The organism is Roseibium sp. (assembly GCF_965229775.1).
Taxonomy (GTDB): domain Bacteria; phylum Pseudomonadota; class Alphaproteobacteria; order Rhizobiales; family Stappiaceae; genus Roseibium.
This window is the reverse complement of sequence record NZ_OZ245929.1, coordinates 1,623,288-1,645,032: the sequence shown is the minus strand read 5'-3', so window position 1 is coordinate 1,645,032 and position 21,745 is coordinate 1,623,288. Positions and strand designations below refer to the sequence as shown.

Genomic DNA, 21,745 nt, shown 5'->3' with positions numbered 1-21,745 from the left:
CCGGATCGGCGGGCTTTTTCCGTTGTCAGCGTCCGGGTCTCATCCGCGGTTCTGGCGGTTGTCGATCAGATCGTCGACCACCGCCGGATCGGCCAGCGTCGATGTGTCTCCCAGGTTATCGAAGCTGTCCTCGGCAATCTTGCGCAGGATGCGGCGCATGATCTTGCCCGAACGCGTCTTCGGCAGTCCGGGGGCGAACTGGATGAGATCAGGCGAGGCGATCGGACCGATCTCCGCACGCACGTGCTTGACCAGTTCCTTCTTCAACTCGTCCGTCGGTTCCTCGCCTTCCATCAGCGTGACATAGGCATAGATGCCCTGCCCCTTGATGTCGTGCGGGTAGCCGACGACCGCCGCCTCGGACACCTGCGGGTGCGCCACCAGGGCGCTTTCGACTTCCGCCGTCCCCATGCGGTGTCCGGATACGTTGATCACGTCGTCGACGCGGCCGGTGATCCAGTAGTAGCCGTCCTCGTCGCGCCGGCAGCCGTCACCGGTAAAGTAAAGCCCCTTGTAGGTCGCGAAGTAGGTCTGCACGAAACGTTCATGATCGCCGTAGACCGTACGCATCTGTCCCGGCCAGCTGTCCTTGATGACAAGATTGCCTTCTGTCGCGCCTTCCAGGAACTTGCCCTCCGCGTCAACGACAGCGGGCTGGACGCCAAAGAACGGCCGTGTCGCTGAGCCCGGTTTCAGATCCGTTGCGCCCGGAAGCGGGGTAATCAGGATGCCTCCGGTCTCGGTCTGCCACCAGGTGTCGACGATCGGGCAGCGGCCGTCACCGACCACGTTGTGATACCAGGTCCAGGCCTCCGGGTTGATCGGCTCGCCGACCGAACCGAGCAGGCGCAGGGACTGGCGGGATGTCTTCGTGACGTACTCGTCGCCTGCGCCCATCAGCGCGCGGATCGCGGTCGGCGCGGTGTAGAAGATGTTGACGTTGTGCTTGTCGCAGACTTCCCAGAAGCGGCCCGGGCCCGGATAAGTCGGGACACCCTCGAACATCAACGTGGTGGCACCGTTCGCAAGCGGGCCATAGACGATGTAGCTGTGACCGGTGACCCAACCGACATCCGCCGTGCACCAGTAGATATCGCCCTCGTGGTAATCGAACACGTATTCATGGGTCATGGACGCATAGACGAGGTAGCCGCCCGTCGTGTGCAGCACGCCTTTGGGCTGTCCGGTCGAGCCGGAAGTGTACAGGATGAACAGCGGATCCTCGGCGTTCATCTCGACCGGGTCGCACTGGTCGGAAACACGCCCGGCTTCGTCGTGATACCAGACGTCCCGCCCGTCCGTCATGCTGATATCGCCGCCGGTGCGCCTGACCACGATGACGGATCTGACCGGCGCCTTTTCCGCTGCCTTGTCGACATTGGCCTTCAGCGGCACCTTGCGGCCGCCGCGCAGGCCTTCATCCGCGGTGATGACGCATTCGGACTTACAGCCTTCGATGCGTTGGGCAAGACTGTCGGGCGAAAAGCCGCCGAAAACGATGGAGTGGATCGCGCCGATGCGGGCACAGGCCAGCATAGCGTAGGCGGCTTCCGGGATCATCGGGAGGTAGATGGTGACCCGGTCCCCCTTCTTCACGCCCTGACCGTGCAGGACGTTGGCGAATTTGTTCACTTCCCGGGAAAGCTCGTTGTAGGTGATGACCTTGTGCTCGCTCGGATCATCGCCTTCCCAGATGATGGCGGGCTGGTCGCCGCGCGTTGCCAGATGCCGGTCGACACAGTTGGCCGCAACGTTGAGCGTGCCGTCCTCGAACCACTTGATCGAGACGTTGTGGTAGTCGTAGGAGGTATTCTTGACCTTCGTGTAAGGCTTGATCCAGTCGACCCGTTTGCCGTGTTCACCCCAGAACCCGTCGGGGTCTTCCACGGAGCGCTGGTACATCTCCAGGTATTTCGCGTTGTCGACATGCGCCCGTGCGGCAACCTCCGCCGGAACGGGGAAAACAGAGTCTGACATATGAGAACCTCCCGAAACAATATGAACCGGCGCGGGCACACATCATCCTCCCCGCTGCCAGTTTGTTTGCCGGGGGCCATTATGCTGATCGCCCCCGTAGGCGTCCAGAACCAAACTTTAGTCCTTTAGTCGCCGAGTCCTTGGTCTAATGCGTTCAAATACGTAGTGATTTAGGTGTAAGTCTTGTGGTTGACCCGGAGTTTGCCCTGCTCCGTACGCGTGCGGTTTCAGGAGCCGAACCAGCCGATCACCACACCCTGGACAATCAGCACACCGAGCCAGTGACCGCCGTCGATCAGCGTAAGGCTCCAGGGTTTGCCCTGAAAGCGGTGGTTGATGATCTGTGTCGTCATGACAATGCCGACCCAGATCATCAGCGCGGAAATCAGTCCGGCGCGGATCGATGTCTGACCGGTGTGGTAGATCACGCCGGCGAACACGAAAGCCATCACCAGCTGGCAGACGAAAGTCAGGCCGAGCGTCACCGGATCCGGTTTGGTCTGCTCCTCGGTCAGGCCGGCTGCCGCCATCCAGGCCTTGCCCAGAACGCCGTACCAGATCGAACCGAATATGAACGATGCCACGCCGGCAACCGCCACAGCCAAGAGATTGATACCGTCAAACATCATGGTTCCGCCCTCCGCATTTTTGAGGATGCAGGGTGAGTGGAAACGGTTGAAAGATCAAGCGTGATGTTGTTCTGCGCGCATCCGGTCCGAGGCCGGTCAGGCGGCGAGCCCACCCTTTTGGATGATGAAATCGACGACACGGTCAAGCCCGTCTCCCGCCTTGGTGTTGGCGAAGACAAAGGGACGTGACTTGCGCATCCGCGTTGCGTCCCGGTCCATCACATCAAGGTCAGCCCCGACGTAAGGCGCAAGGTCGGTCTTGTTGATGATGAGCAGGTCCGATCTGGTGATGCCCGGGCCACCCTTTCTGGGAATTTCCTCCCCTGCGGCGACGTCGATGACATAGATGGTGAGATCGGCAAGTTCGGGGGAAAAGGTGGCGGCCAGATTGTCACCGCCCGATTCGATCAGCACCAGATCGAGATCGGGAATGGATCGTGTCAGATCATCAATGGCCGCAAGGTTGATCGAGGCGTCTTCGCGGATGGCCGTGTGCGGGCAGCCGCCGGTTTCCACGCCGCGTATCCGGTCGCTGGACAGGGCCTGGGACCGCATCAGGGCTTCGGCGTCTTCGCTTGTGTAGATGTCGTTGGTGATGACGGCGATCGAAAAGGTGTCGCGCATCGCCTTGCAAAGCCGGTCGGTCAGGGTTGTCTTGCCGGAACCGACAGGGCCGCCGATACCGACGCGCAAGGGACCGTTCTGTGATGTCATGAGCGAAAAAGCCTCGAATACTGTGTTTCATGCGCCATTGAGGCGATGTCCGCGAGGAAGGCAGAGCTGCCGAGATCGTCGAGCCCCGACCGGAGCGCTTCTTCGGAGACGCCAAATATGACCGCCTCCAGGTTGGCGACGACAAGCTGCCCGTCATTCTGACCAAGTGGAACAGCCCGGATTGCAGCGGAAACAAGGTTGGCGGCAAACGCCTGGAGAAAGGACGTGACCGCCGTCCCGGCCGGGATTCCATGTGCCGCACAGACAAGACCGACCGCGACCGGATAGGGCCAGTCGTCCTGATCGGCGTCGACAAGTTCGTGAAAGTGGGCGGCCGACCCGACGCCTTGCGGTCTCCAGCTTTTTTGCACAGTCCGAATGAAAGCCGTGCCCTGAGCGGCGGTCTCCAGACGTCTCTCCCGCGAGGGCTGCAACGCGAGGCCGAGCTCGCGAAGATCCTGAACGCCGTCTTTGTCGTTTGCCAGAAACTTGCGACAGGTTTCGGCAAGCAGGATCGCGTCGGTGCGCCCTGCCCCGTGGCGCAGGACATCCTGCAGCCATCGTTCGAGTTCAACGCGATCCGTCACCACGCCCTGTTCGATCACCTGCTCCAGTCCGTGGCTGTAGGTGAAGGCGCCGACCGGGAAGGCCGGGGAGAGAAAGGTCATCAATCGGTACAGCGCGGCGGGCGAGATCTGTTCAGTCATGGCCGTGCCCGTGGCCATGATGGTGATCATGCCCGTGATCATGACTGTGCCCGTGATCGTGACCGTGGGTGCGGCCGTGTCCGTAGGCGCCCCCTTCCGGATCGAAAGGTGCCTGCAGCGGTGTCAAGCGTCCGCCGAGCTTTGCCACCATGTCCTCGATGACGTGATCGCGGCGTATCCTGAGCGTTTCGCCCATCAGCTGCGTCGGCAGGTGCCGGTTGCCCAGATGCCAGGCGATCCTGATGAGATGCGCCGTGCCGTCGGCTTCGATTTCGACAAGATCCTCCGGTTCCGCCACCACTTCAACAATCCGGCCATCCTCCAGCTCAAGACCATCTGCATGCCGCAGATGCACCGCGCTCGGTTCATCGAGCAGGAAGGTCAGTCCTCCCTCTCCGCTCAGGACCGCCCGGCGGCGATAGCGGTCATCGAGATCGAGTGAAATCCGGTCTGCCGGGCCGCCCTGCCAACTACCGGCGGGATGAATTTTCTGGACACGTATCATTATGCTGCGTCGACCTTCGCCTTCATGGCCTTGAACGCCGGGCGCTGCCGCAGGCGCTTGAAATAGTCGTAGACAGGCCCGTCCTTCGGCAGGTCGAACTTTGCGGCAACCGCCCAGCCTGAACAGTGTCCGATGATGATATCGGCGATCGTGAAGGTTTCTCCCATTGCATAGGGGCCTGCACCAATGCGCTTTTCCAGAGTTTCCAACCCGGTCTGGAATTCCATGTTGCAGACCTTCCTGATCTCCGGGACACGCATGTCTTCGGGATGAATGAACGTGTTCTTGGACGCGGTCCAAAGCGCGCCTTCCAGAACGTCAACGCCGAACTGGGTGAAGCTGTCCTGCAGCGCGCGCTGAATGGTTCCCGCCGGAAAAGTGAAGCGGCCGTGCTTGTCGGCCAGGTATGTGCAGATGGCGACGGAGTCCGTGATGGCCGCTTCGCCGTCGATCAGGATCGGCACCTTGCCGCTCGGATTGAAGCTGCGGGCGTCTCCCGACTGCGGCAAGGCAGGATCGATCTGATAGGGCTCTCCAAGTTCTTCCAGGAGCCACATCACCCGCATGGCCCGGGTCCTCGGAAATCCGACGATCTTGTACATTGTCCTCTCCCAAACGCGTATTCGGTCGGACCTTAAAACAGGAAGTACCGCTGGGCCATGGGCAGAACCTCCGCCGGTTCGCAGGTCAGAAGTTCACCGTCGGCGCGCACTTCGTATGTTTCCGGGTGTACCTCGATGTCCGGGGTCGCATCGTTGAGAACCATGGATTTCTTGGAGATACCGCCGCGGACGTTCTTCACCGGCAGCACGAGACTGTCTAGCCCGGCTTTCTCACCGATATTCGTGTCATAGGCCGCCTGGGAGACGAAGGTCACCCGGCTTTCCGTCATGGCCTTGCCGAAGGCGCCGAACATCGGACGGTAGTGGACCGGTTGCGGGGTCGGGATCGACGCGTTCGGATCTCCCATCGGCGCGGCCGCGATCGTGCCGAGTTTCAGCACCATGTCGGGTTTGACGCCGAAGAATTTCGGATCCCAGAGCACCAGATCCGCCAGCTTGCCGATCTCGACGGACCCGACATGCTGGTCAAGTCCGTGGGCGATGGCCGGATTGATGGTCATCTTGGCCATGTAACGCTTGACGCGGAAATTGTCGTTTTCGCCGGTTTCTTCCGCGAGACGGCCGCGCTGGACCTTCATCTTGTGAGCCGTCTGCAGCGTTCTGATCACGACTTCGCCGACGCGGCCCATGGCCTGGCTGTCGGAGGCGATGATCGAAAACGCGCCCATGTCATGGAGAATGTCCTCCGCGGCAATGGTTTCCTTGCGGATGCGGCTTTCGGCGAAGGCGACATCTTCCGGGATCGAGCTGTCCAGGTGATGGCACACCATCAGCATGTCCAGGTGCTCTTCCAGTGTGTTGACCGTGTAGGGCCGCGTCGGGTTGGTCGAGGACGGCAGCACGTTCAGCTCGCCGCAAACCTTGATGATGTCCGGCGCGTGCCCGCCGCCCGCACCTTCGGTATGGAAGGCATGGATCGTCCGGTCCTTGAAAGAGGCCGTCGTGTTTTCAACGAAACCGGACTCGTTCAGCGTGTCGGTGTGGATCATGACCTGGACGTCGTACTCGTCGGCGACGGACAGGCAGGTGTCGATTGCCGCCGGTGTCGTGCCCCAGTCCTCGTGGAGTTTCAGGGCCGACGCCCCGGCCATGATCTGCTCTTCCAGCGCCGCCGGCAAAGAGGCGTTGCCCTTGCCGGCAAAGGCCAGGTTCATCGGAAAGCTGTCGGCCGACTGAAGCATGCGCGTGATGTGCCAGGGCCCGGGCGTGCAGGTCGTCGCATTGGTGCCGGTGGCCGGTCCGGTGCCGCCGCCAAGCATCGTCGTGACACCGGACATCAGGGCTTCTTCAATCTGCTGGGGACAGATGAAATGGATGTGTACGTCGAGCGCTCCAGCGGTCAGGATCTTGCCCTCGCCTGCGATTGCTTCGGTCCCGGGTCCGACGATGATGTCGACACCCGGCTGGACGTCCGGGTTGCCCGCCTTGCCGATGCCGACGATGCGGCCGTCCTTCAGGCCGACATCTGCCTTCACGATGCCCCAGTGATCGACGATCAGGGCATTGGTGATGACCGTGTCGACGGCCCCTGCCGAGCGGGGCGCCTGCGACTGGCCCATGCCGTCCCGGATCACCTTGCCGCCGCCGAATTTCACTTCCTCGCCGTAGGTGGTGAAATCCTTCTCCACCTCGATGATCAGCTCGGTATCGGCAAGGCGCATCCGGTCGCCGGTTGTCGGTCCGAACATGTCCGCGTAGGCGGCACGTGGCATTTTGTAGGCCATGTTTGCTCCTGTCGGCGATCAGTTGCCGTAGTCTTCAAGTGTTGCGGTCAGATCGTCGATGCGCTGCATCGTCATGACGATCATGCAGTTCCGGTAAAGGTCATTGCCCCGGGTGCCTCCCTTGAAGGGAAAGCTGTAGGCCCTGCAGTCGAGTTCGCGATAGGAGACCCAGGCGGCCTGAGCCTCTTCAAGTGCTGCCGGCGCGCCTTTCAGGTGGTCCGGCAAGGCGTCATCCATCTGAACGGTCTTCGCGAGGAGGTCCCGGTAAACGGTGTCAAGATTGGCGTTGGCGTCCGTAAGTGCTTTTTCGGCGCAGTAGGTGCGCTCGTTGTTGTTGAGCGGATAGCCGCAATCGATGTTCTCCTGCGCGACCACGCCAGGGGTCAGGCAGATACAGAAGATGGCGGCGAACAAGAGGCGCATCAGATCCCAAGACCCCCGCAGGCTCTTCCAGTTCGCCGGCGCTGATCCGGACCCGGGCCGATAAGGACAGGAAGCGCCTTGGCCGGGACGGTCATAGCGCGCCCATGACCTTCTGATTGAAACCGTAGACGGTCCGGTTGCCGCGATACGGCACAAGGGTCACGGATCTCGTCTGACCGGGTTCGAACCGGACGGCGGTGCCAGCCGGAATGTCGAGGCGCATGCCCCTGGCCTTTTCACGATCGAAGGAAAGGCCGCTGTTGGTTTCCGCGAAGTGATAGTGGCTGCCCACCTGGACAGGCCGGTCCCCGGTATTGGAGACGTCGAGTTCGACGGTTTCAAGCCCCACGTTCAGCTCGATTTCACCTTCGGCCGGAAAGATTTCGCCCGGGATCATTTGCAAACTCCTGAAATCCTGGAAGAGAGAAAGGTTCAGCGGATCGGCTCGTGGACGGTCACGAGTTTCGTTCCGTCGGGAAAGGTCGCTTCCACCTGAACGTCGTGAATCATCTCGGCCACGCCTTCCATGACCTGGCCGCGGGTGATCACGGTTGCCCCTGCGGCCATGAGATCGGCGACGGAGCGCCCGTCTCTTGCGCCCTCGACAACGAAATCGGTTATCAGTGCGACGGCCTCGGGATGATTGAGCTTGACCCCCCGCTCCAGTCTGCGGCGGGCAACCATTGCCGCCATTGAAACGAGCAGTTTGTCCTTCTCGCGCGGAGTAAGGTTCACGTCATATCCTCCAAACTAGCAATACCAGACGCGCGGCAGATCGGCCGAGCGGTAACCGGTCAAAAACGAAATGAGCGCGTTGCGCAGGTTACGGCTATCATCAGACACAAAACGCGCCGTCAGCAAGCCGTCCCAGGCAGTCGCCGCCCCATGTGTCGATGTCGCCGGAAGTCTTTCAAGGCACGAGCGCGCGAGCGGCAAACGCTCTTCGGCATCGACCGCGCAATCCACGAAGGTCGAGACCACGTGACCGCCGTGCGCGGTCGCGGGACCGCTCAGGAAGTCCGCCGGGTCGCCCTGGTAGCGGACGTCGTCTGCGAAAACGAGCCTGTTTTCGCGCCGGATCCGCCAGCGGTCCCTGAAGTCGACCTGCCTCACGGTTTCACCCATGGCCGTGCGGCCAACGACGATCGTTTCCAGCAGCATCAGCCGGGCGTTTGCGGCTAGATCGGCGTTCAGCGCGCGTGTCAGTCCGGACCGGTCGAACAGGATCGTTTCCTGGGGAAGCCATTCCAGCGTCGCGCCTGCACCCACCCGCAGCGAGCCTGTCACTTTTGCCGAGCCGGTGTTTCTGCGGTAAGCGCGCTCGGCGGTCTGGCTGGTCACAATCGCGTGTGCGTTCTCGTCGATCGCGATATCGTAGGAAAGTCTGTCGCCGCCGGTGAGGCCGCCGGCGGTGTTGATCAGGACCGCGGTGGCAGTGGCGTCATAAACCCTTGGCAATCTGATCTTCGCGGAGCCCTGCTGGTAGAGGTCCGCCAGACGCGTGCGTTCCCCGGTGTTCGCGAAGCGGATACGCGCCGTGCCGGAAACTCGCTGCAGAGTTTCTTCTTGCAGGCCTGAAACTGATGCCATTGCAGCATCATACATGCTTTCTCCGCCCCTGGATCTTGCCGGTCCGGCTGATGCCGGCGCCTTTCTTCCGAATTCTGGCCGGGAATGTCGGCGACGTTCCCCGGTTCCGGTTGCGAGCATATTAGCAAGGGCCGGGCCAAAAAAGTTCGATTTGCCCGGAGCGCCGGAATCCGGGCACGCGGTTGCGGAAATGCGCAGGTGGCAGCGCTGCTGCAAGGCTTGTCTGCATAAAAGTTAGGCGATTGCACAAAGTACAATCAGGCCCTGATTTCGGCCGGGGGGTTGCCCTGCGTGACATGATCCGGTTTTTAATAAGAACGGCAAGACGGAAAACAGTCTTTAACCAGTGTGCGTTCATATAGCGGTGTGACCAGCGAGGGATACACGTGTTCTCAAGCCCAATTGGCCGCCTGACAGTCTTTTTACTGACCCTTTTCCTTGGTGCTGCGGTCCTGAGCGGCGGGTCCGCGCGTGCCGATATCGGTGCGTTCATCCTTGTCGACGCCAAGACGGGCAAGGTTCTGGAAGAAAAAAATGCCACCCGGAAGTGGTACCCGGCCTCGCTGACAAAGATGATGACGGCCTACGTCACCTTCAAGGCGATACGGGAGGGCCGCGCGACACTGAATTCGGCGGTCGTGCAGTCCAAGAATTCATTGTCCGAACCGCCGAGCAAAATGGGCTTCAAGGTGGGCACGCGGTTCACGATCGATACGGCCCTGAAGATCATCCTGGTCAAGTCGGCCAATGATGTTGCCGTGGCGCTCGGAGAAGCCGTCTCCGGATCTGAATCGGCTTTCCTTGCGGCCATGAACGCGGAAGCCCGGCGTCTGGGAATGAACAATACGCGCTTCACCAATCCGCATGGGCTGCCGGACAACGGGCAGGTCACGACGGCACGGGACATGGCCATTCTCGCCATGGCGCTGCGGCGGGATTTCCCGGAATCGAAAAAATTCTACAATCATCCGGGACTGCGCTTCGGCAAGAAGACGCTGCGTTCGGCGAACCGTGAATTCCTGTTGCGCGTTCCCGGCGCGAACGGGATGAAAACCGGTTACATCTGCAATTCCGGCTATAACGTCGCGGCTTCCGTGACGCGCCGCGGACGGACCCTGATCGCCATTATCCTGGGCGCAGGCTCCGGACTGGAGAGGACCGCGTTTGCGCGCCAGCTTTTCGACAAGGGGTTCAGGAAGCGCGGCGGTGGCGGCAAAAAAGTCGCCAGCATGACCGGATCCTCGGGAAATCCACCGGCGAACGGGTATTGCCGGCGCAACCGAAGCCCCGGCGCGAAGGCCTACATGGCGCGGTTCGACATGAAGAACGAGCCATCGGGCGGTTTCCTCTTCTTCCGGAGCGCGAGCGACAAGCAGCTGAAGCAGGTTGATGAAAGCGGGTTCACGCTCGCGAACGGAAAACCCGACTGGGCCAAGATACTGGACCGGACGCTCGGTCCGCGCCGCATCGCCTACAAGCCGCTGCAGATCAGTCTCGGAAAACCGAGCGGAACGCCGAAACCGGCCGCAAATATCGCCGGATCGCCGATACCGGCTGCAGACGTTCCCGTCCCCTCAGCGAATCCCCTGCGCCGGGCCGAGATCGAGATCCGGGCGAAACTCCAGAATACGGCGCAAGGCAGCGCAGCGGGCGGCATCACGCAGGCCGCATCGGCAAGCGCGGAGGGAGCCGGTGAAACTGCGCAGGCCGCGCCTGGCTCAATTTTCCGGAAAGGGCTCGATTTCACCGTGCCCGTGCCAGCGCCCAGTCCGCGCAAGTAGACCCGGTTTGCGGCTGCATCCGGGAATGGCCGTTCCGGACAGTTAACACTTTGTTTACCGAGTTCCTTAACACTGCGGTAAGAAGTCTGCTGTCGATGCGTGCGACGCCGTCAAAGCGCCGGGCACCGGACGTGCACTCCGTCAGGCATTGGAATGCCGGTCCTTAACCAGATCGAGAATTCGCATGATGATTGAACCGAGATCCACAGCAACAATCAGGGCGCTTGCCAGCCTGGCAGAGCTGTCGGCAGATCAGTTGGAAGACGGCACATCGGTCGAGGAAGTGATTGCCACTCTTCGAAAGGCCGCGGAAGCGGTGCGGCACGTGATCGATTCGGAAGAACAGGGCGATTCGACCTTTGCGTTTACGGACATGGATATCGTCCAGGACCTGACGCCGATGGATCTTGGCGCGGAAGGTGTGGACGAAAGCGCCGACGCGGAAGAAAGCGAGCCGGAAGAGACGGTTCTCAACGCCAGCTAGAGCAGTTACAAAGTTACATTTCCCTTTGACGTCTTCCCGGAAAGGATGCTAGCGGTTCGGCCTGTCCCGAAGCCGGGTCTGTCGATGCGCCATGTTCCAGCGCGTGATGCGACGGGCTTCCGGTATCACAACTGGAGTCGCGTTGCATGGCTTCCCACGAACCGTCCGGATCCGCTCCGAAAAAGGGGCCGAAACCTCCCATCCCGCTTTCTGTGCTGACTGGGTTTCTGGGAGCTGGAAAGACCACCCTCCTCAATCGAATTCTCAAGGATCCCGCGATGGCCGATACGGCGGTCATCATCAACGAGTTCGGCGAAATTGGCCTTGATCATCTCTTCGTCGACCAGGCTGGAGAAGGCATTATCGAGCTGTCTTCCGGCTGCCTGTGCTGCACGATCCGGGGCGATCTCGTCACGACGCTGGAAAACCTGTTGCGGCACGTGGACAACGGACGTACGGATCGGCTCAGCCGGGTGATCATCGAGACCACCGGTCTCGCCGACCCTGCGCCCATTCTGCACACCGTGATGCTGCATCCCTACCTGGTCATGCGTTACCGGCTCGACAGCGTGATCACGCTGTTAGACGCAGTCAATGGTCTTTCGACACTGGATGAACACGAAGAAGCCGGCAAGCAGGCCGCCGTTGCGGACAGGATCGTGTTCACGAAAACCGATCTCCTGACTGCGGAAACCGGGAACACGGCATTCGATGCACTGACGCATCGCCTTCAGGCCCTGAATCCGGGCGCGTTGCGGCTTGATGCCCAGTCCGGTGACGCCGCACCGGACAAGCTGTTCAATGCAGGTCTCTATGATCCGAAAAGCAAGATACCGGATGTCGCCGCCTGGCTGAACGAGGAAGCCTATGCGGAGAGCGGGCACGGCCACCACCACCATGCGCATGGACATGACCACGATCACGAACATGGCCATGCGCATGACATCAACCGGCACAGCGACGCCATCCGGGCCTTCACGCTCGCAACCGACCGGCCGGTGCCGGCATCGGCCCTGGAGATGTTTCTCGATCTGCTTCGTTCGGCGCACGGCCCCAAGCTCCTGCGGGTCAAGGGGATCGTGCAGCTCGCCGAAGATCCCGACCGGCCGGTGGTCATCCACGGTGTCCAGCATGTGTTCCATCCGCCCGCGACGCTCGAAGCGTGGCCGGATGACGACAGGCGCACACGCATGGTTTTCATCACCAAGGATCTGCCCGAAGGGTTCGTGCGGAAGATGTTCGAGGCTTTTTCCGGCGCGCTGCGTCCCGACACGCCGGATCACAAGGCGCTGACGGACAATCCGCTCGCCGTCTCCGGATTCACCAGCCCCGTGCGCTAGTGCGGTGAATTTGAAGTTCGCATCATTGTTCCAGCAGTCTCTGAAGCGAACGCCAGATTCAGGTGACTTGCGCTTAAAAGCCGGCAGGCCTGCAAGAGGTCCGCGCCAGGACGCCGTTTCGCAGCGTTCCCGGGTGCCGATGGTGTTTACTTGTCTTTCCTGCGCAGCCTGATCAGTCCCTCCTGGGCCGTCGAGGCAACCAGTTTCCCGTCCATTGTGAAAAAGGAGCCCCTGTTCAGGCCGCGGGAACCGGATGATGACACGCTGTCGGTTGCGTAGAGAAGCCATTCGTCCGCGCGAAAAGGGTGATGAAACCACATGGCATGATCCAGGCTGGCCGCCTGGATCTTCGGACTGAAAACCGACGTGCCATGGGGAAAAAGGGAGGTGTCGAGAAGCGTCATGTCGGACGCATAGGCGAGGACGCACTGGTGAATGCGTTCTTCGTCAGGCAATTTTCCCGTTGCTCTCACCCAGACATACTGACGGGGCGGCAAGGGTTTCTTGCTGAAATAGTGGGTCAATTCGACCGGGCGCATTTCAATCGGCCGCTCGCGCTCCCAGTAGCGCCGGACGTTCTCCGGTGCGACCGCCAGGAACTTTTCCTTCAGTTCCCGGTCACTCGGCAATTCGTCCGGTTTCGGCACATCGGGCATGTCGAACTGGTGCTCCAGCCCGTCTTCGTGCAGCTGGAAAGACGCGGACATGGAAAAGATCGCCTCGCCGTGCTGAATGGCAACGACCCGTCTCGTTGTGAAGCTGCCGCCGTCCCTGATCCGGTCGACCTCGTAGATGATCGGAACCTGCGGGTCACCGGGGCGCAGGAAATAGCCGTGCAGGGAATGGACATGACGATCTTCGACGACCGTCCGGGAGGCCGCGACCAGCGCCTGGCCGATGACCTGACCGCCGAAAACCCGCTGCCAGCCAACCTGCGGGCTGCGACCACGGAACAGATTGCTTTCCAGCGCTTCCAGGTCAAGTATCTGCAGAAGGTTGTCAATGGCCGTGTTCATCGGTGTATTCCTTTGCGTGGACCAGCCATGTCGCTGTTGAAATCGTTTTGCCCGGCCAGCACTCTTGGACGGGAGATGACGTTAAAGTCAAGATGCCTTTGGGGAAGCTCGGGGCAGGGAGTATTCAAGTGGCCAAGAAACCAAAATCGACGGACATGTTCGACGTCGTGATCGCCGGCGGCGGATATGTCGGCCTGTCACTTGCGGTGGCGCTGAAGCAGGGAGATCCGAGCCTGAACTGCGCCGTCGTCGATCCGAAACCCATGGACCAGCTGCACATGGATCCGAGAGCATCGGCCATTGCCGCGGCGGCCTCCCGCATGCTGACGCAACTCGGGATCTGGACCCGGATCGAGAAAAAATCCCAGCCGATCGCGGAAATGATCGTCACGGACAGCAAGCTGCGCGATGCCGTGCGCCCGGTGTTTCTGACATTTGACGGCGAGGCGACGGAAGGAGAACCGTTCGCCCACATGATGCCCAACGGGGTCATGATGCCGGCGCTTTTCAAGGCCGCCAAATCGCTCGGGGTCGTGTTCTTCGCACCGTCCACGGTGGACACGTTCCGGACGCTTGCGGATCACAGCGAAATCGAGCTGGAAGACGGCAAGCTGCTGAAGAGCCGGCTGCTGGTGGCTGCCGACGGTGTCCGTTCAAGACTGCGGGAGCTGGCCGGCATAAGGACCGTGAACTGGGACTATGGCCAGTCGGGCATCGTGACCACGGTGAAACATGAACGTCCGCACAACGGGCGCGCCGAAGAGCACTTTCTGCCTGCCGGACCGTTTGCCATCCTGCCGCTGCCCGACAATCGCTCGTCACTGGTCTGGACGGAGAAGACCGCGGATGCAGACCGGCTGGTGCGCTCGGACGAATTCACATTCGAAATCGAGCTGGAGCGGCGGTTCGGACACCATCTGGGCAAACTTGAGGTCGACGGACCGCGGCGCGCCTATCCGCTGGGTCTGAAGCTTGCCCGCGATTACGTGCAACCCAGGTTCGCGTTGATCGGCGATGCCGCCCATGGCATCCACCCGATCGCCGGCCAGGGGTTGAACCTCGGGTTCAAGGATGTCGCGGCACTGGCCGAGGTCCTTGTAGATGCGCGCCGCCTCGGGCAGGACGTCGGTGCGTTCGACGTTCTTGAAAGGTACCAGCGCTGGCGGCGGTTCGACACGTTCCAGATGGGTGTCGTCACCGACGTGCTCAACAGGTTGTTTTCGAATGACAACGATGCGTTGCGGGCGGTTCGTGACTTCGGCCTTGGTCTTGTGGATCGCATGCCGGGGCTCAAGAGCATGTTCATCAAGGAAGCGGCCGGATTTGCCGGACCGGTTCCGAAATTGCTTTCCGGGGAGCCAATCTGATAGGACTTCAGTAATTGCCGCTGCGTCGGCCTGATTCCTGCATTCGACGTGATTGGACCAGCCCTGCATGATTGATACGCCAGAGGGTTACAGCAAGCCTCGCTCGATCCTGATTACGGGATGCTCGTCCGGTATCGGTGCGGAGGCGGCGCATATCCTGCGTGGGCGGAACTGGCGTGTCTTTCCGACAGCCCGGAAACAGGAAGACCTGGACCGTCTGTCGGCACAGGGGTTCGAGGCCTTTTACTTGGACTACGAGGATGCCGGCAGCATTCGCGCGACCGCCGATGCCGTTCTCGATCTGACCGACGGAAAACTGGATGCGCTGTTCAACAACGGCGCTTACGCGGTTCCAGGCGCGCTCGAGGATATTCCGACAGAGGCGATGCGGGCCCTGTTCGAGGCGAATTTCATCGGCTGGCACGATCTGACGCGACAACTGGTTCCGTCCATGCGCGCCAACGGATCCGGACGGATCGTGCAGTGTTCCTCCGTGCTCGGATTTGTCGCGCTCAAGTTTCGCGGGGCCTATACCGCATCCAAGTTCGCGGTCGAGGCGTATACTGACACGCTGCGGCAGGAGCTCCATGGAAGCGGATTGCATGTCTGCCTAATCGAACCGGGGCCGATCGACACCAGGTTCACACAGAATACGCTCGCCAATTTCGACCGGTGGATCGGTGCGCGAGGACTGGAATCGTCCGTGTTTCGGGAAACCTACGAGAAACGGCGCGTTCGCATGGAATCCGGGGAGCCCGGGCCGTTCAAGCTTCCGGCAAGTGCGGTTGTCCGGAAACTCATTCATGCGCTGGAAGCGAGACGGCCGAAAGCGCGCTATCATGTCACGGTGCCGACGTCCCTCATGTCGGTCGCAAAGCGCTTGCTTCCGACACGTCTGCTGGACAAGGTTTGCATCAGGGCGGCCGATGCCGAAGAATAAATACTGTTCCAGAACAGAGGCTTGAGCCTCGCGAGGAAAAATATGGCGGAGATTTTCAACATACTTGTCCCGATCGGCATGGCCGCGGTGGCGATCGTCCTGCTTCTCGGGATATGGAACATGTTCCGGAACGGCCCCTCGAACCGGTCGCAGATGCTGATGCGCTGGCGGGTCGGATTGCAGTTTCTGGTGGTTGTTCTCGTAATGAGTGGGCTCTATTTCTTCGGTTCCGGCTGATGTCGCGGATTTGAAGCTGTTTCCGGGAGAAAGAAGAAATGGTTGTTCTGAACAAGATTTACACGAAGACGGGTGACGACGGCACGACCGCGCTGGGAACGGGAGAACGCCGCCCCAAGAACGATCTGAGGATCGACGCCTACGGAACGGTGGACGAAACCAATGCCGTCGTGGGCCTCGTCAGACTTCATGCCGGCCCGGACGAAAAAGTTGTGGATGATGTTCTCGGCCGTATCCAGAACGATCTTTTCGACCTCGGGGCGGATCTGGCGACCCCGGAGACGGACCAGGATCTCGGCTACGAACCGCTGCGCATCTCCGAAAGCCAGGTGAGCGCCATCGAGGCGGCGATCGATGAACTGAACGCTGATCTTTCACCGTTGCGCTCCTTCGTATTGCCGGGTGGAAGTCAAGCATCGGCCTATCTGCATCTGGCCCGGACCGTCTCAAGGCGTGCCGAACGGCTCATGGTCGAGCTTGCGGCGGTAGAGACGATAAATCCCGCCGCGGTGCGCTACATGAACCGGTTGTCGGACTACTTCTTTGTCGCTTCTCGCTATCTGAACGACAAGGGAGAAAAAGATGTTCTCTGGGTTCCCGGTCAGAACCGCTGACGCCGTGAGCTTGCCGAAAACCGGGGCCTGATTGACACGTGTTTATCCCGCTTCACGATCAGAACAGCCTTGACCATGTGGCAAGGCCCTACGTCAATCTGACGCTGATCGCGGTGAATGTTCTGGTCTTTCTGGTGCTTCAGGACGCCGGTGAATACAGGGCGATCAACGCATCTTCCGTCTCGCACGGCCTCATCCCGGTCGTCCTTTTCGACATCCGGGACCTGGCGCCGCAATTTCAGGTGCTGCCGGACTGGATGTCGCTGGTCACCTACGCCTTCCTGCACGGGAATTTCACGCATCTGATCGGGAACATGCTTTTCCTGTGGGTTTTCGGCGACAACGTCGAAGATGCGCTGGGGCACTCCAGATATCTGATCTTCTATCTGGCTTGCGCAATCCTCTCGGGATTGGCCTATGCGCTTCTGGACCTGAATTCCGACACGCCCCTGATCGGTGCATCCGGTGCTGTTTCAGGTGTCGTTGTCGCCTATCTGATGCTGCATCCGCGCGTCAAGGTATGGGTTCTGGTGTTCGGCCGGATTCCGCTGCGCCTGACGGCGCAATGGCTTCTGGGTGCGTGGGTGCTGTTCCAGATCGGCAATCTCGTGTTTGCGGAGGAAAGCCAGGTTGCCTGGATCGCGCATGTCGGGGGGCTTGCGGCGGGGGCGGTCCTGGTGCTGTTCATGCGCCGGCCCGGTGTGCAGCTTTTCGACCGGGATCTGGGCTGAGCGGGCGCTTACGCCGATTCCCATCTCGAATTGGATGCGCGGCAGGCAACGCCTTGCCTATTCAGCGATTTGCCCGAGGCAAGAACGATTTTCTCATTGTAGGAGCGGCAATAGGTGCCTGAGGCCGTTTTCCAGGTCTTGAGCGGCGTAACGGTGCCGCTTGCACCGCTTGCGGGGTTTTGCCAGCGCGTCGACTGGCCTGACACCGACTTTTCCAAGGCTGCCTGAAGCTGTTTGTTCGCCAGGGATTTGTCCGACATTTCAAGCGAAGAGGCGACCGCAGGCACGAGGGGCTCAGTCTGCTCCTGGGCTGTTATCATTGTGCATGAAGGTGCTGCTGCCAGACAGGTCACCGCAAGCACAAGCCTTGCAGGCTGCAGATTGAAGTACATTCCCAATTTGATCCTGCCTCTTGGATCTAGCGCCAGCCGTTTTGTATCGCCTCCCTTTCCTGATTCCTGGACAAAGGTCCGCCGGAAGGCTCACTGTCGCCCTGGAACTGACGACGCCCGATGATACGGTCTAAGAGATCGTCAGATCTAGACTTTTCTGAGGCAGATTTGTTCGAATTTCCCGGGGAATTCGGTTGAGCTTGCTTTTGCGCCTTCTTGCGGGTCTCGTCCGCGAAGTCCTCGCCGCCGCCGGATGTGGTGCCACCTCCGTTGGACCCGCCACCGCCGCCGGACCCGCCGCCGCCGGTGCCGCCGCCGCCACCTTTTCCGCCGCCGCCGCCACCACTGCCGCTGCCGCCGTCTCCGGATTGCGCAGCCGCGGCGATGGTATCTTTCAGGTCAAACAAGGGGCTGAAGAAGACAAGAGAGAACACCAACGCCGAGGCCGCGACACTCGGCAGAATGCGGAACATCGCAGAGAGGCGGTCTTGCAATGAATTCTGGCGAGTGCGTTTCATTCGGTTTCAGCTCTTCGGCGGTTTGCTATGATGACAAAATTCGGGAATGGACTTTTTCCCCTCGCACCCATAACACGTGGTGGCCTTTCTTCTTCCGCAACATAATTCAAAAAAAGTGGGGATTGAAAGGCGGGTTCGCGTGTTGTCCCCTTGAGAGCGGTTTTGCGGAGAACTTCTTGTCTGACGAAGCATTGAAAACGGAGATGATCCGTTTGCTCCCCAAGTTGAGGAGTTTTGCGCTGCGACTATGCCGGAATCCGGACCAGGCCGACGATCTGGTCCAGACGACCTGCGAACGTGCGATCCGCTCTCTGGATCAGTTCGATCCCGCAACGCGTCTCGATAGCTGGATGTTCAGAATATTGCAAAACCTTTACTTTAATTCTGTGAGGGATGGTGCCAATCGGGCGCGGCTGTTCGATCTGGCGATGATGGATTTCGAAGACAGCTACGACGGCGCCAAGGCTGCCGCGAGCAGTCTGGAATTGCAGAAGGTTCAGTCCTTTATCGGACAGCTGGATGCGGACAATCGCGAGGTTCTCTTGAAGATCGCAATCGAGGGGCAAAGCTACAAGGACGTTGCGGAGGAGCTCGGGGTTCCGATCGGAACGGTCACGAGCCGGCTGGCCCGCGCGCGCCTGAAACTCAGGGAATTTCTTGAGGCCAAGGATACTGCGCCGGGGGTGACGCTGCGCAGCATGCCAGGGGGTATGTCATGACATTTGACAGGAAACGCGAGCAGATTTTGCTGGCGGAAGACATCGGCAAACTTCTGGATGGTGAGCTGAGCGAGGCGGAAGCCGCCGCGCTCAAGGACGCCATCTCGAATGTCGAAGACGCCGATCAACTTCTTCACAACATGGCGGCGGACAATGCGCTGCTTCAGAGCGCGGTGTTTGCGCCCGTGCCCGACCAGGCGATGATGCGGTTTCAGAGCGTCATAGATAGCGAATTCGACAAGCGGGATGGCGTTCCGCTTGCACGCGCGCAGCCTTTCTGGTCAAGCCCGATGGTGCAGGTTGCCGCAGCCGTGGTGCTGGTCGCCGGAACGTTTATGTTCACGGCCTTCTGGATGCAGTCCCGCATGGATGATGCCGTTGCATCGCTCGCGGCCCACATGGAAACGGAGCGCGTCCTGCTGGCGCAAACCGTTCAGGAAGCCCTGGAAACGCGGGTCAGCGGCGAGCCGGTCTATATCGGCCAGGAAGGGTCCTGGACGGACGTTCTGACACCGATCAAAACCTATAAGAGCAAGAGCGGTCACTGGTGCCGTGAATATGTCAGGCAGACGACGTTCAGTGGACGCGACCTGACGATCCAGGGAACGGCGTGCCGGGATGAAAACGGCACCTGGACAACGGTGTTTGCAGAACCGGTTTCCGACAAGTTCACGCCGCAGCGGGACGATACCGGCATCTAGCGCTTTTTGCGGCAGGCAGCATTATGACGGCGGTGGGCTGTGCGTCCGCCGCCTTTTTTCGGTCCGAACTATCATCATTACGACGCATGTTTTTCCAAGCCCGGCAATTTTCGGCCTTGCGCCCTATAGCGCAATTGACAGCCGACCTGCTGGTAAGTACCGTCCCGCGCCATGCGCCACGATTGGCTTGTTTCCGCCGTTTGTGACCTCGAGTTACATCGGCGGACGGGCCTTGCAATGCGGAGCGGTGAAAACCGCCCTGAAAGAGGTTGAGAGCAAATGAAAATCCTCGTGCCCGTGAAGCGGGTCATCGACTACAATGTTAAGGTTCGTGTCAAACCGGACGGTTCGGGTGTCGATCTTGCCAACGTCAAGATGTCCATGAACCCGTTCGACGAAATCTCCGTTGAAGAAGCCCTTCGTCTGAGGGAAGCAGGCAAGGCGACCGAGGTCATCGTGGTGTCGGTCGGACCGCAGCAGGCCACCGAAACGCTCCGCACGGGGCTTGCCATGGGTGCCGATCGCGGCATCCTGGTGAAGACGGACGAAACCACGGAACCGCTTGCGGTCGCCAAGATTCTGAAGGCGATCGTCGAGGCGGAAGAGCCGGGCCTCGTCATTGTCGGAAAACAGGCGATTGACGATGACTGCAACCAGACCGGCCAGATGCTTGCCGCGTTGCTCGGCTGGAGCCAGGGCACCTTCGCTTCCAATATCGATCTTGGCGAGGGAACCGCCGACGTCACGCGTGAGGTCGATGGCGGCCTGCAGACGGTCAAGCTGAAGCTGCCGGCGATCGTGACCACGGACCTGCGCCTCAACGAGCCGCGCTATGCGTCCCTGCCGAACATCATGAAAGCCAAGAAAAAGCCGATCGACGAGAAAACACCGGAAGATTTCGGCGTGGACATCACGCCGCGGCTGACCGTCGTGACCACCACCGAGCCGGCCGGCCGCGAGGCGGGCATCAAGGTCGCATCGGTGAGCGAACTCGTCGACAAACTGAAAAACGAAGCCGGTGTCCTTTAGGACGCGCTGCAGGAGGACAAACTCATGACAACACTTCTTGTGGCAGAACATGCCGGTGGCGCACTGAACGACGCAACAGCCAAAGCCCTCACCGCGGCAGCGGCGCTCGGATCGGATGTGCATATCCTGGTGGCCGGCAAAGGCGTACAGGGCGTTGCCGAGGAAGCTGCCAAGCTTTCCGGTGCCGCCAAGGTCCTGGTGGCCGAAAGCGACGCACTGGAGCATCAGCTCGCAGAGCCGACAGCAGACCTGATTGTCGGCATGGCCGGTGGCTATGACGCGATCGTCGCGCCGGCAACCGCCAACGGCAAAAACACGCTTCCGCGCGTTGCGGCCCTTCTCGACGTGATGCAGATCTCCGACATCACCGCCGTGATCGACGCAGAAACGTTTGAACGGCCGATCTATGCGGGCAACGCGATCCAGACCGTGAAGTCGGGCGATCCGAAAAAGGTGATCACAGTGCGCACGTCCACATTCGCGGCAGCGGAAGAGGGCGGATCGGCAGCGATCGAGAGCATTGCGGGGACCGACGGCACGGGCCTTTCGGAATTCGTGGGTGAAGAACTCTCCAAATCCGACCGTCCGGAGCTGACATCCGCGAAGATCATCATCTCCGGGGGCCGCGCGCTCGGTTCGGAAGAGAAATTCCAGGAAGTCATCATGCCGGTGGCCGATGCGCTGGGCGCTGCCGTCGGTGCGTCGCGCGCCGCGGTCGACGCCGGCTATGCGCCGAACGACTGGCAGGTCGGGCAGACCGGCAAGGTGGTTGCCCCCGATCTCTACATCGCCTGCGGAATTTCCGGTGCAATCCAGCACCTTGCGGGCATGAAGGACTCCAAGGTCATTGTTGCGATCAACAAGGACGAGGAAGCTCCGATCTTCCAGGTTGCGGACTATGGCCTCGTTGCCGATCTGTTCGACGTACTGCCGGATTTGAAGGCTGCCGTCGAGTAACACCTGCGGCAAATTGATCACGAACCC

26 protein-coding genes are annotated in these 21,745 nt (G+C 60.6%); 12 read left to right on the top strand and 14 right to left on the bottom strand.

Annotated features, from left to right (window positions below; genetic code table 11):
* Positions 1-39: 39 nt before the first annotated feature.
* From acs to ACO07N_RS07385, 11 genes are all read right to left on the bottom strand, one after another.
* On the bottom strand, positions 40-1,977 hold the full coding sequence (gene acs / locus ACO07N_RS07435; RefSeq protein WP_421980411.1) for an acetate--CoA ligase: 1,938 nt from the start codon (positions 1,975-1,977) through the stop codon (positions 40-42).
* 227 nt (positions 1,978-2,204) lie between these two features.
* Positions 2,205-2,606 (bottom strand): DUF1761 domain-containing protein, encoded by a 402-nt coding sequence (locus ACO07N_RS07430; RefSeq protein WP_421980410.1) that lies wholly within the window; start codon positions 2,604-2,606, stop codon positions 2,205-2,207.
* Positions 2,607-2,702: 96 nt separating this feature from the next.
* Complete coding sequence (ureG, locus tag ACO07N_RS07425) at positions 2,703-3,320, bottom strand: urease accessory protein UreG (protein WP_421980409.1); 618 nt, start codon at positions 3,318-3,320, stop codon at positions 2,703-2,705.
* Complete coding sequence (locus ACO07N_RS07420) at positions 3,317-4,069, bottom strand: urease accessory protein UreF (RefSeq protein ID WP_421980408.1); 753 nt, start codon at positions 4,067-4,069, stop codon at positions 3,317-3,319. Before ACO07N_RS07420 ends, ureG begins: the two co-directional genes overlap by 4 nt.
* The gene (locus ACO07N_RS07415; RefSeq protein ID WP_421980407.1) at positions 4,020-4,532 is read right to left on the bottom strand and encodes an urease accessory protein UreE; all 513 of its coding nucleotides are present in this window, start codon (positions 4,530-4,532) and stop codon (positions 4,020-4,022) included. The genes ACO07N_RS07420 and ACO07N_RS07415 overlap by 50 nt, the downstream gene beginning before the upstream one ends.
* On the bottom strand, positions 4,532-5,134 hold the full coding sequence (locus ACO07N_RS07410; protein WP_421980406.1) for a glutathione S-transferase family protein: 603 nt from the start codon (positions 5,132-5,134) through the stop codon (positions 4,532-4,534). Before ACO07N_RS07410 ends, ACO07N_RS07415 begins: the two co-directional genes overlap by 1 nt.
* 32 nt (positions 5,135-5,166) lie before the next feature.
* Positions 5,167-6,879, bottom strand: coding sequence for an urease subunit alpha (gene ureC, locus ACO07N_RS07405; RefSeq protein ID WP_421980405.1), 1,713 nt, complete (start codon positions 6,877-6,879; stop codon positions 5,167-5,169).
* A gap of 18 nt (positions 6,880-6,897) precedes the next feature.
* Positions 6,898-7,302: a lysozyme inhibitor LprI family protein gene (locus ACO07N_RS07400; protein WP_421980404.1), complete on the bottom strand. Its 405-nt coding sequence runs from the start codon at positions 7,300-7,302 to the stop codon at positions 6,898-6,900.
* Between the two features lie 91 nt (positions 7,303-7,393).
* On the bottom strand, positions 7,394-7,699 hold the full coding sequence (locus ACO07N_RS07395; protein WP_421980403.1) for an urease subunit beta: 306 nt from the start codon (positions 7,697-7,699) through the stop codon (positions 7,394-7,396).
* Positions 7,700-7,734: 35 nt separating this feature from the next.
* On the bottom strand, positions 7,735-8,037 hold the full coding sequence (locus ACO07N_RS07390; RefSeq protein WP_421980402.1) for an urease subunit gamma: 303 nt from the start codon (positions 8,035-8,037) through the stop codon (positions 7,735-7,737).
* Between the two features lie 15 nt (positions 8,038-8,052).
* Complete coding sequence (locus ACO07N_RS07385; RefSeq protein WP_421980401.1) at positions 8,053-8,907, bottom strand: urease accessory protein UreD; 855 nt, start codon at positions 8,905-8,907, stop codon at positions 8,053-8,055.
* Between the two features lie 371 nt (positions 8,908-9,278).
* On the opposite strand from ACO07N_RS07385, the gene ACO07N_RS07380 reads away from it, so the two are divergent.
* From ACO07N_RS07380 to ACO07N_RS07370, 3 genes are all read left to right on the top strand, one after another.
* Complete coding sequence (locus ACO07N_RS07380) at positions 9,279-10,673, top strand: D-alanyl-D-alanine carboxypeptidase family protein (RefSeq protein WP_421980400.1); 1,395 nt, start codon at positions 9,279-9,281, stop codon at positions 10,671-10,673.
* Between the two features lie 184 nt (positions 10,674-10,857).
* Positions 10,858-11,157, top strand: a complete 300-nt coding sequence (locus tag ACO07N_RS07375; protein WP_421980399.1) for a hypothetical protein — start codon at positions 10,858-10,860, stop codon at positions 11,155-11,157.
* A gap of 146 nt (positions 11,158-11,303) precedes the next feature.
* Positions 11,304-12,497 carry a CobW family GTP-binding protein gene (locus tag ACO07N_RS07370; protein WP_421980398.1) on the top strand — a complete coding sequence of 398 codons (1,194 nt, stop codon included), beginning with the start codon at positions 11,304-11,306 and terminating at the stop codon, positions 12,495-12,497.
* A gap of 146 nt (positions 12,498-12,643) precedes the next feature.
* On the opposite strand, the gene tesB is transcribed toward ACO07N_RS07370, so the two are convergent.
* Positions 12,644-13,513 carry an acyl-CoA thioesterase II gene (gene tesB / locus ACO07N_RS07365; RefSeq protein WP_421980397.1) on the bottom strand — a complete coding sequence of 290 codons (870 nt, stop codon included), beginning with the start codon at positions 13,511-13,513 and terminating at the stop codon, positions 12,644-12,646.
* A gap of 155 nt (positions 13,514-13,668) precedes the next feature.
* Between tesB and ACO07N_RS07360 the strand changes: the two genes are divergently transcribed.
* From ACO07N_RS07360 to ACO07N_RS07340, 5 genes are all read left to right on the top strand, one after another.
* A complete protein-coding gene (locus tag ACO07N_RS07360) occupies positions 13,669-14,880 on the top strand; it encodes a ubiquinone biosynthesis hydroxylase (protein WP_421984394.1) in 1,212 nt (403 codons plus the stop codon).
* A 67-nt stretch (positions 14,881-14,947) separates the two neighbouring features.
* A complete protein-coding gene (locus ACO07N_RS07355) occupies positions 14,948-15,820 on the top strand; it encodes an SDR family oxidoreductase (protein WP_421980396.1) in 873 nt (290 codons plus the stop codon).
* 42 nt (positions 15,821-15,862) lie between these two features.
* A complete protein-coding gene (locus tag ACO07N_RS07350) occupies positions 15,863-16,057 on the top strand; it encodes a twin transmembrane helix small protein (RefSeq protein ID WP_306142292.1) in 195 nt (64 codons plus the stop codon).
* 38 nt (positions 16,058-16,095) lie between these two features.
* Positions 16,096-16,671, top strand: a complete 576-nt coding sequence (locus ACO07N_RS07345) for a cob(I)yrinic acid a,c-diamide adenosyltransferase (RefSeq protein ID WP_421980395.1) — start codon at positions 16,096-16,098, stop codon at positions 16,669-16,671.
* A 38-nt stretch (positions 16,672-16,709) separates the two neighbouring features.
* The gene (locus ACO07N_RS07340) at positions 16,710-17,402 is read left to right on the top strand and encodes a rhomboid family intramembrane serine protease (protein ID WP_421980394.1); all 693 of its coding nucleotides are present in this window, start codon (positions 16,710-16,712) and stop codon (positions 17,400-17,402) included.
* Between the two features lie 8 nt (positions 17,403-17,410).
* On the opposite strand, the gene ACO07N_RS07335 is transcribed toward ACO07N_RS07340, so the two are convergent.
* Together ACO07N_RS07335 and ACO07N_RS07330 are read right to left on the bottom strand one after the other, a co-directional pair.
* A complete protein-coding gene (locus tag ACO07N_RS07335) occupies positions 17,411-17,662 on the bottom strand; it encodes an RT0821/Lpp0805 family surface protein (protein WP_421984393.1) in 252 nt (83 codons plus the stop codon).
* Between the two features lie 158 nt (positions 17,663-17,820).
* Positions 17,821-18,267 carry a hypothetical protein gene (locus ACO07N_RS07330; protein WP_421980393.1) on the bottom strand — a complete coding sequence of 149 codons (447 nt, stop codon included), beginning with the start codon at positions 18,265-18,267 and terminating at the stop codon, positions 17,821-17,823.
* Between the two features lie 20 nt (positions 18,268-18,287).
* Between ACO07N_RS07330 and ACO07N_RS07325 the strand changes: the two genes are divergently transcribed.
* The 4 genes from ACO07N_RS07325 (at position 18,288) to ACO07N_RS07310 (ending at position 21,718) form a co-directional block, all read left to right on the top strand.
* Complete coding sequence (locus tag ACO07N_RS07325) at positions 18,288-19,031, top strand: RNA polymerase sigma factor (protein WP_421980392.1); 744 nt, start codon at positions 18,288-18,290, stop codon at positions 19,029-19,031.
* Positions 19,028-19,732 (top strand): hypothetical protein, encoded by a 705-nt coding sequence (locus ACO07N_RS07320; protein WP_421980391.1) that lies wholly within the window; start codon positions 19,028-19,030, stop codon positions 19,730-19,732. The genes ACO07N_RS07325 and ACO07N_RS07320 overlap by 4 nt, the downstream gene beginning before the upstream one ends.
* A gap of 279 nt (positions 19,733-20,011) precedes the next feature.
* Positions 20,012-20,761 (top strand): electron transfer flavoprotein subunit beta/FixA family protein, encoded by a 750-nt coding sequence (locus ACO07N_RS07315; protein ID WP_421980390.1) that lies wholly within the window; start codon positions 20,012-20,014, stop codon positions 20,759-20,761.
* 24 nt (positions 20,762-20,785) lie between these two features.
* Complete coding sequence (locus ACO07N_RS07310; protein WP_421980389.1) at positions 20,786-21,718, top strand: electron transfer flavoprotein subunit alpha/FixB family protein; 933 nt, start codon at positions 20,786-20,788, stop codon at positions 21,716-21,718.
* Positions 21,719-21,745 lie beyond the last annotated feature (27 nt).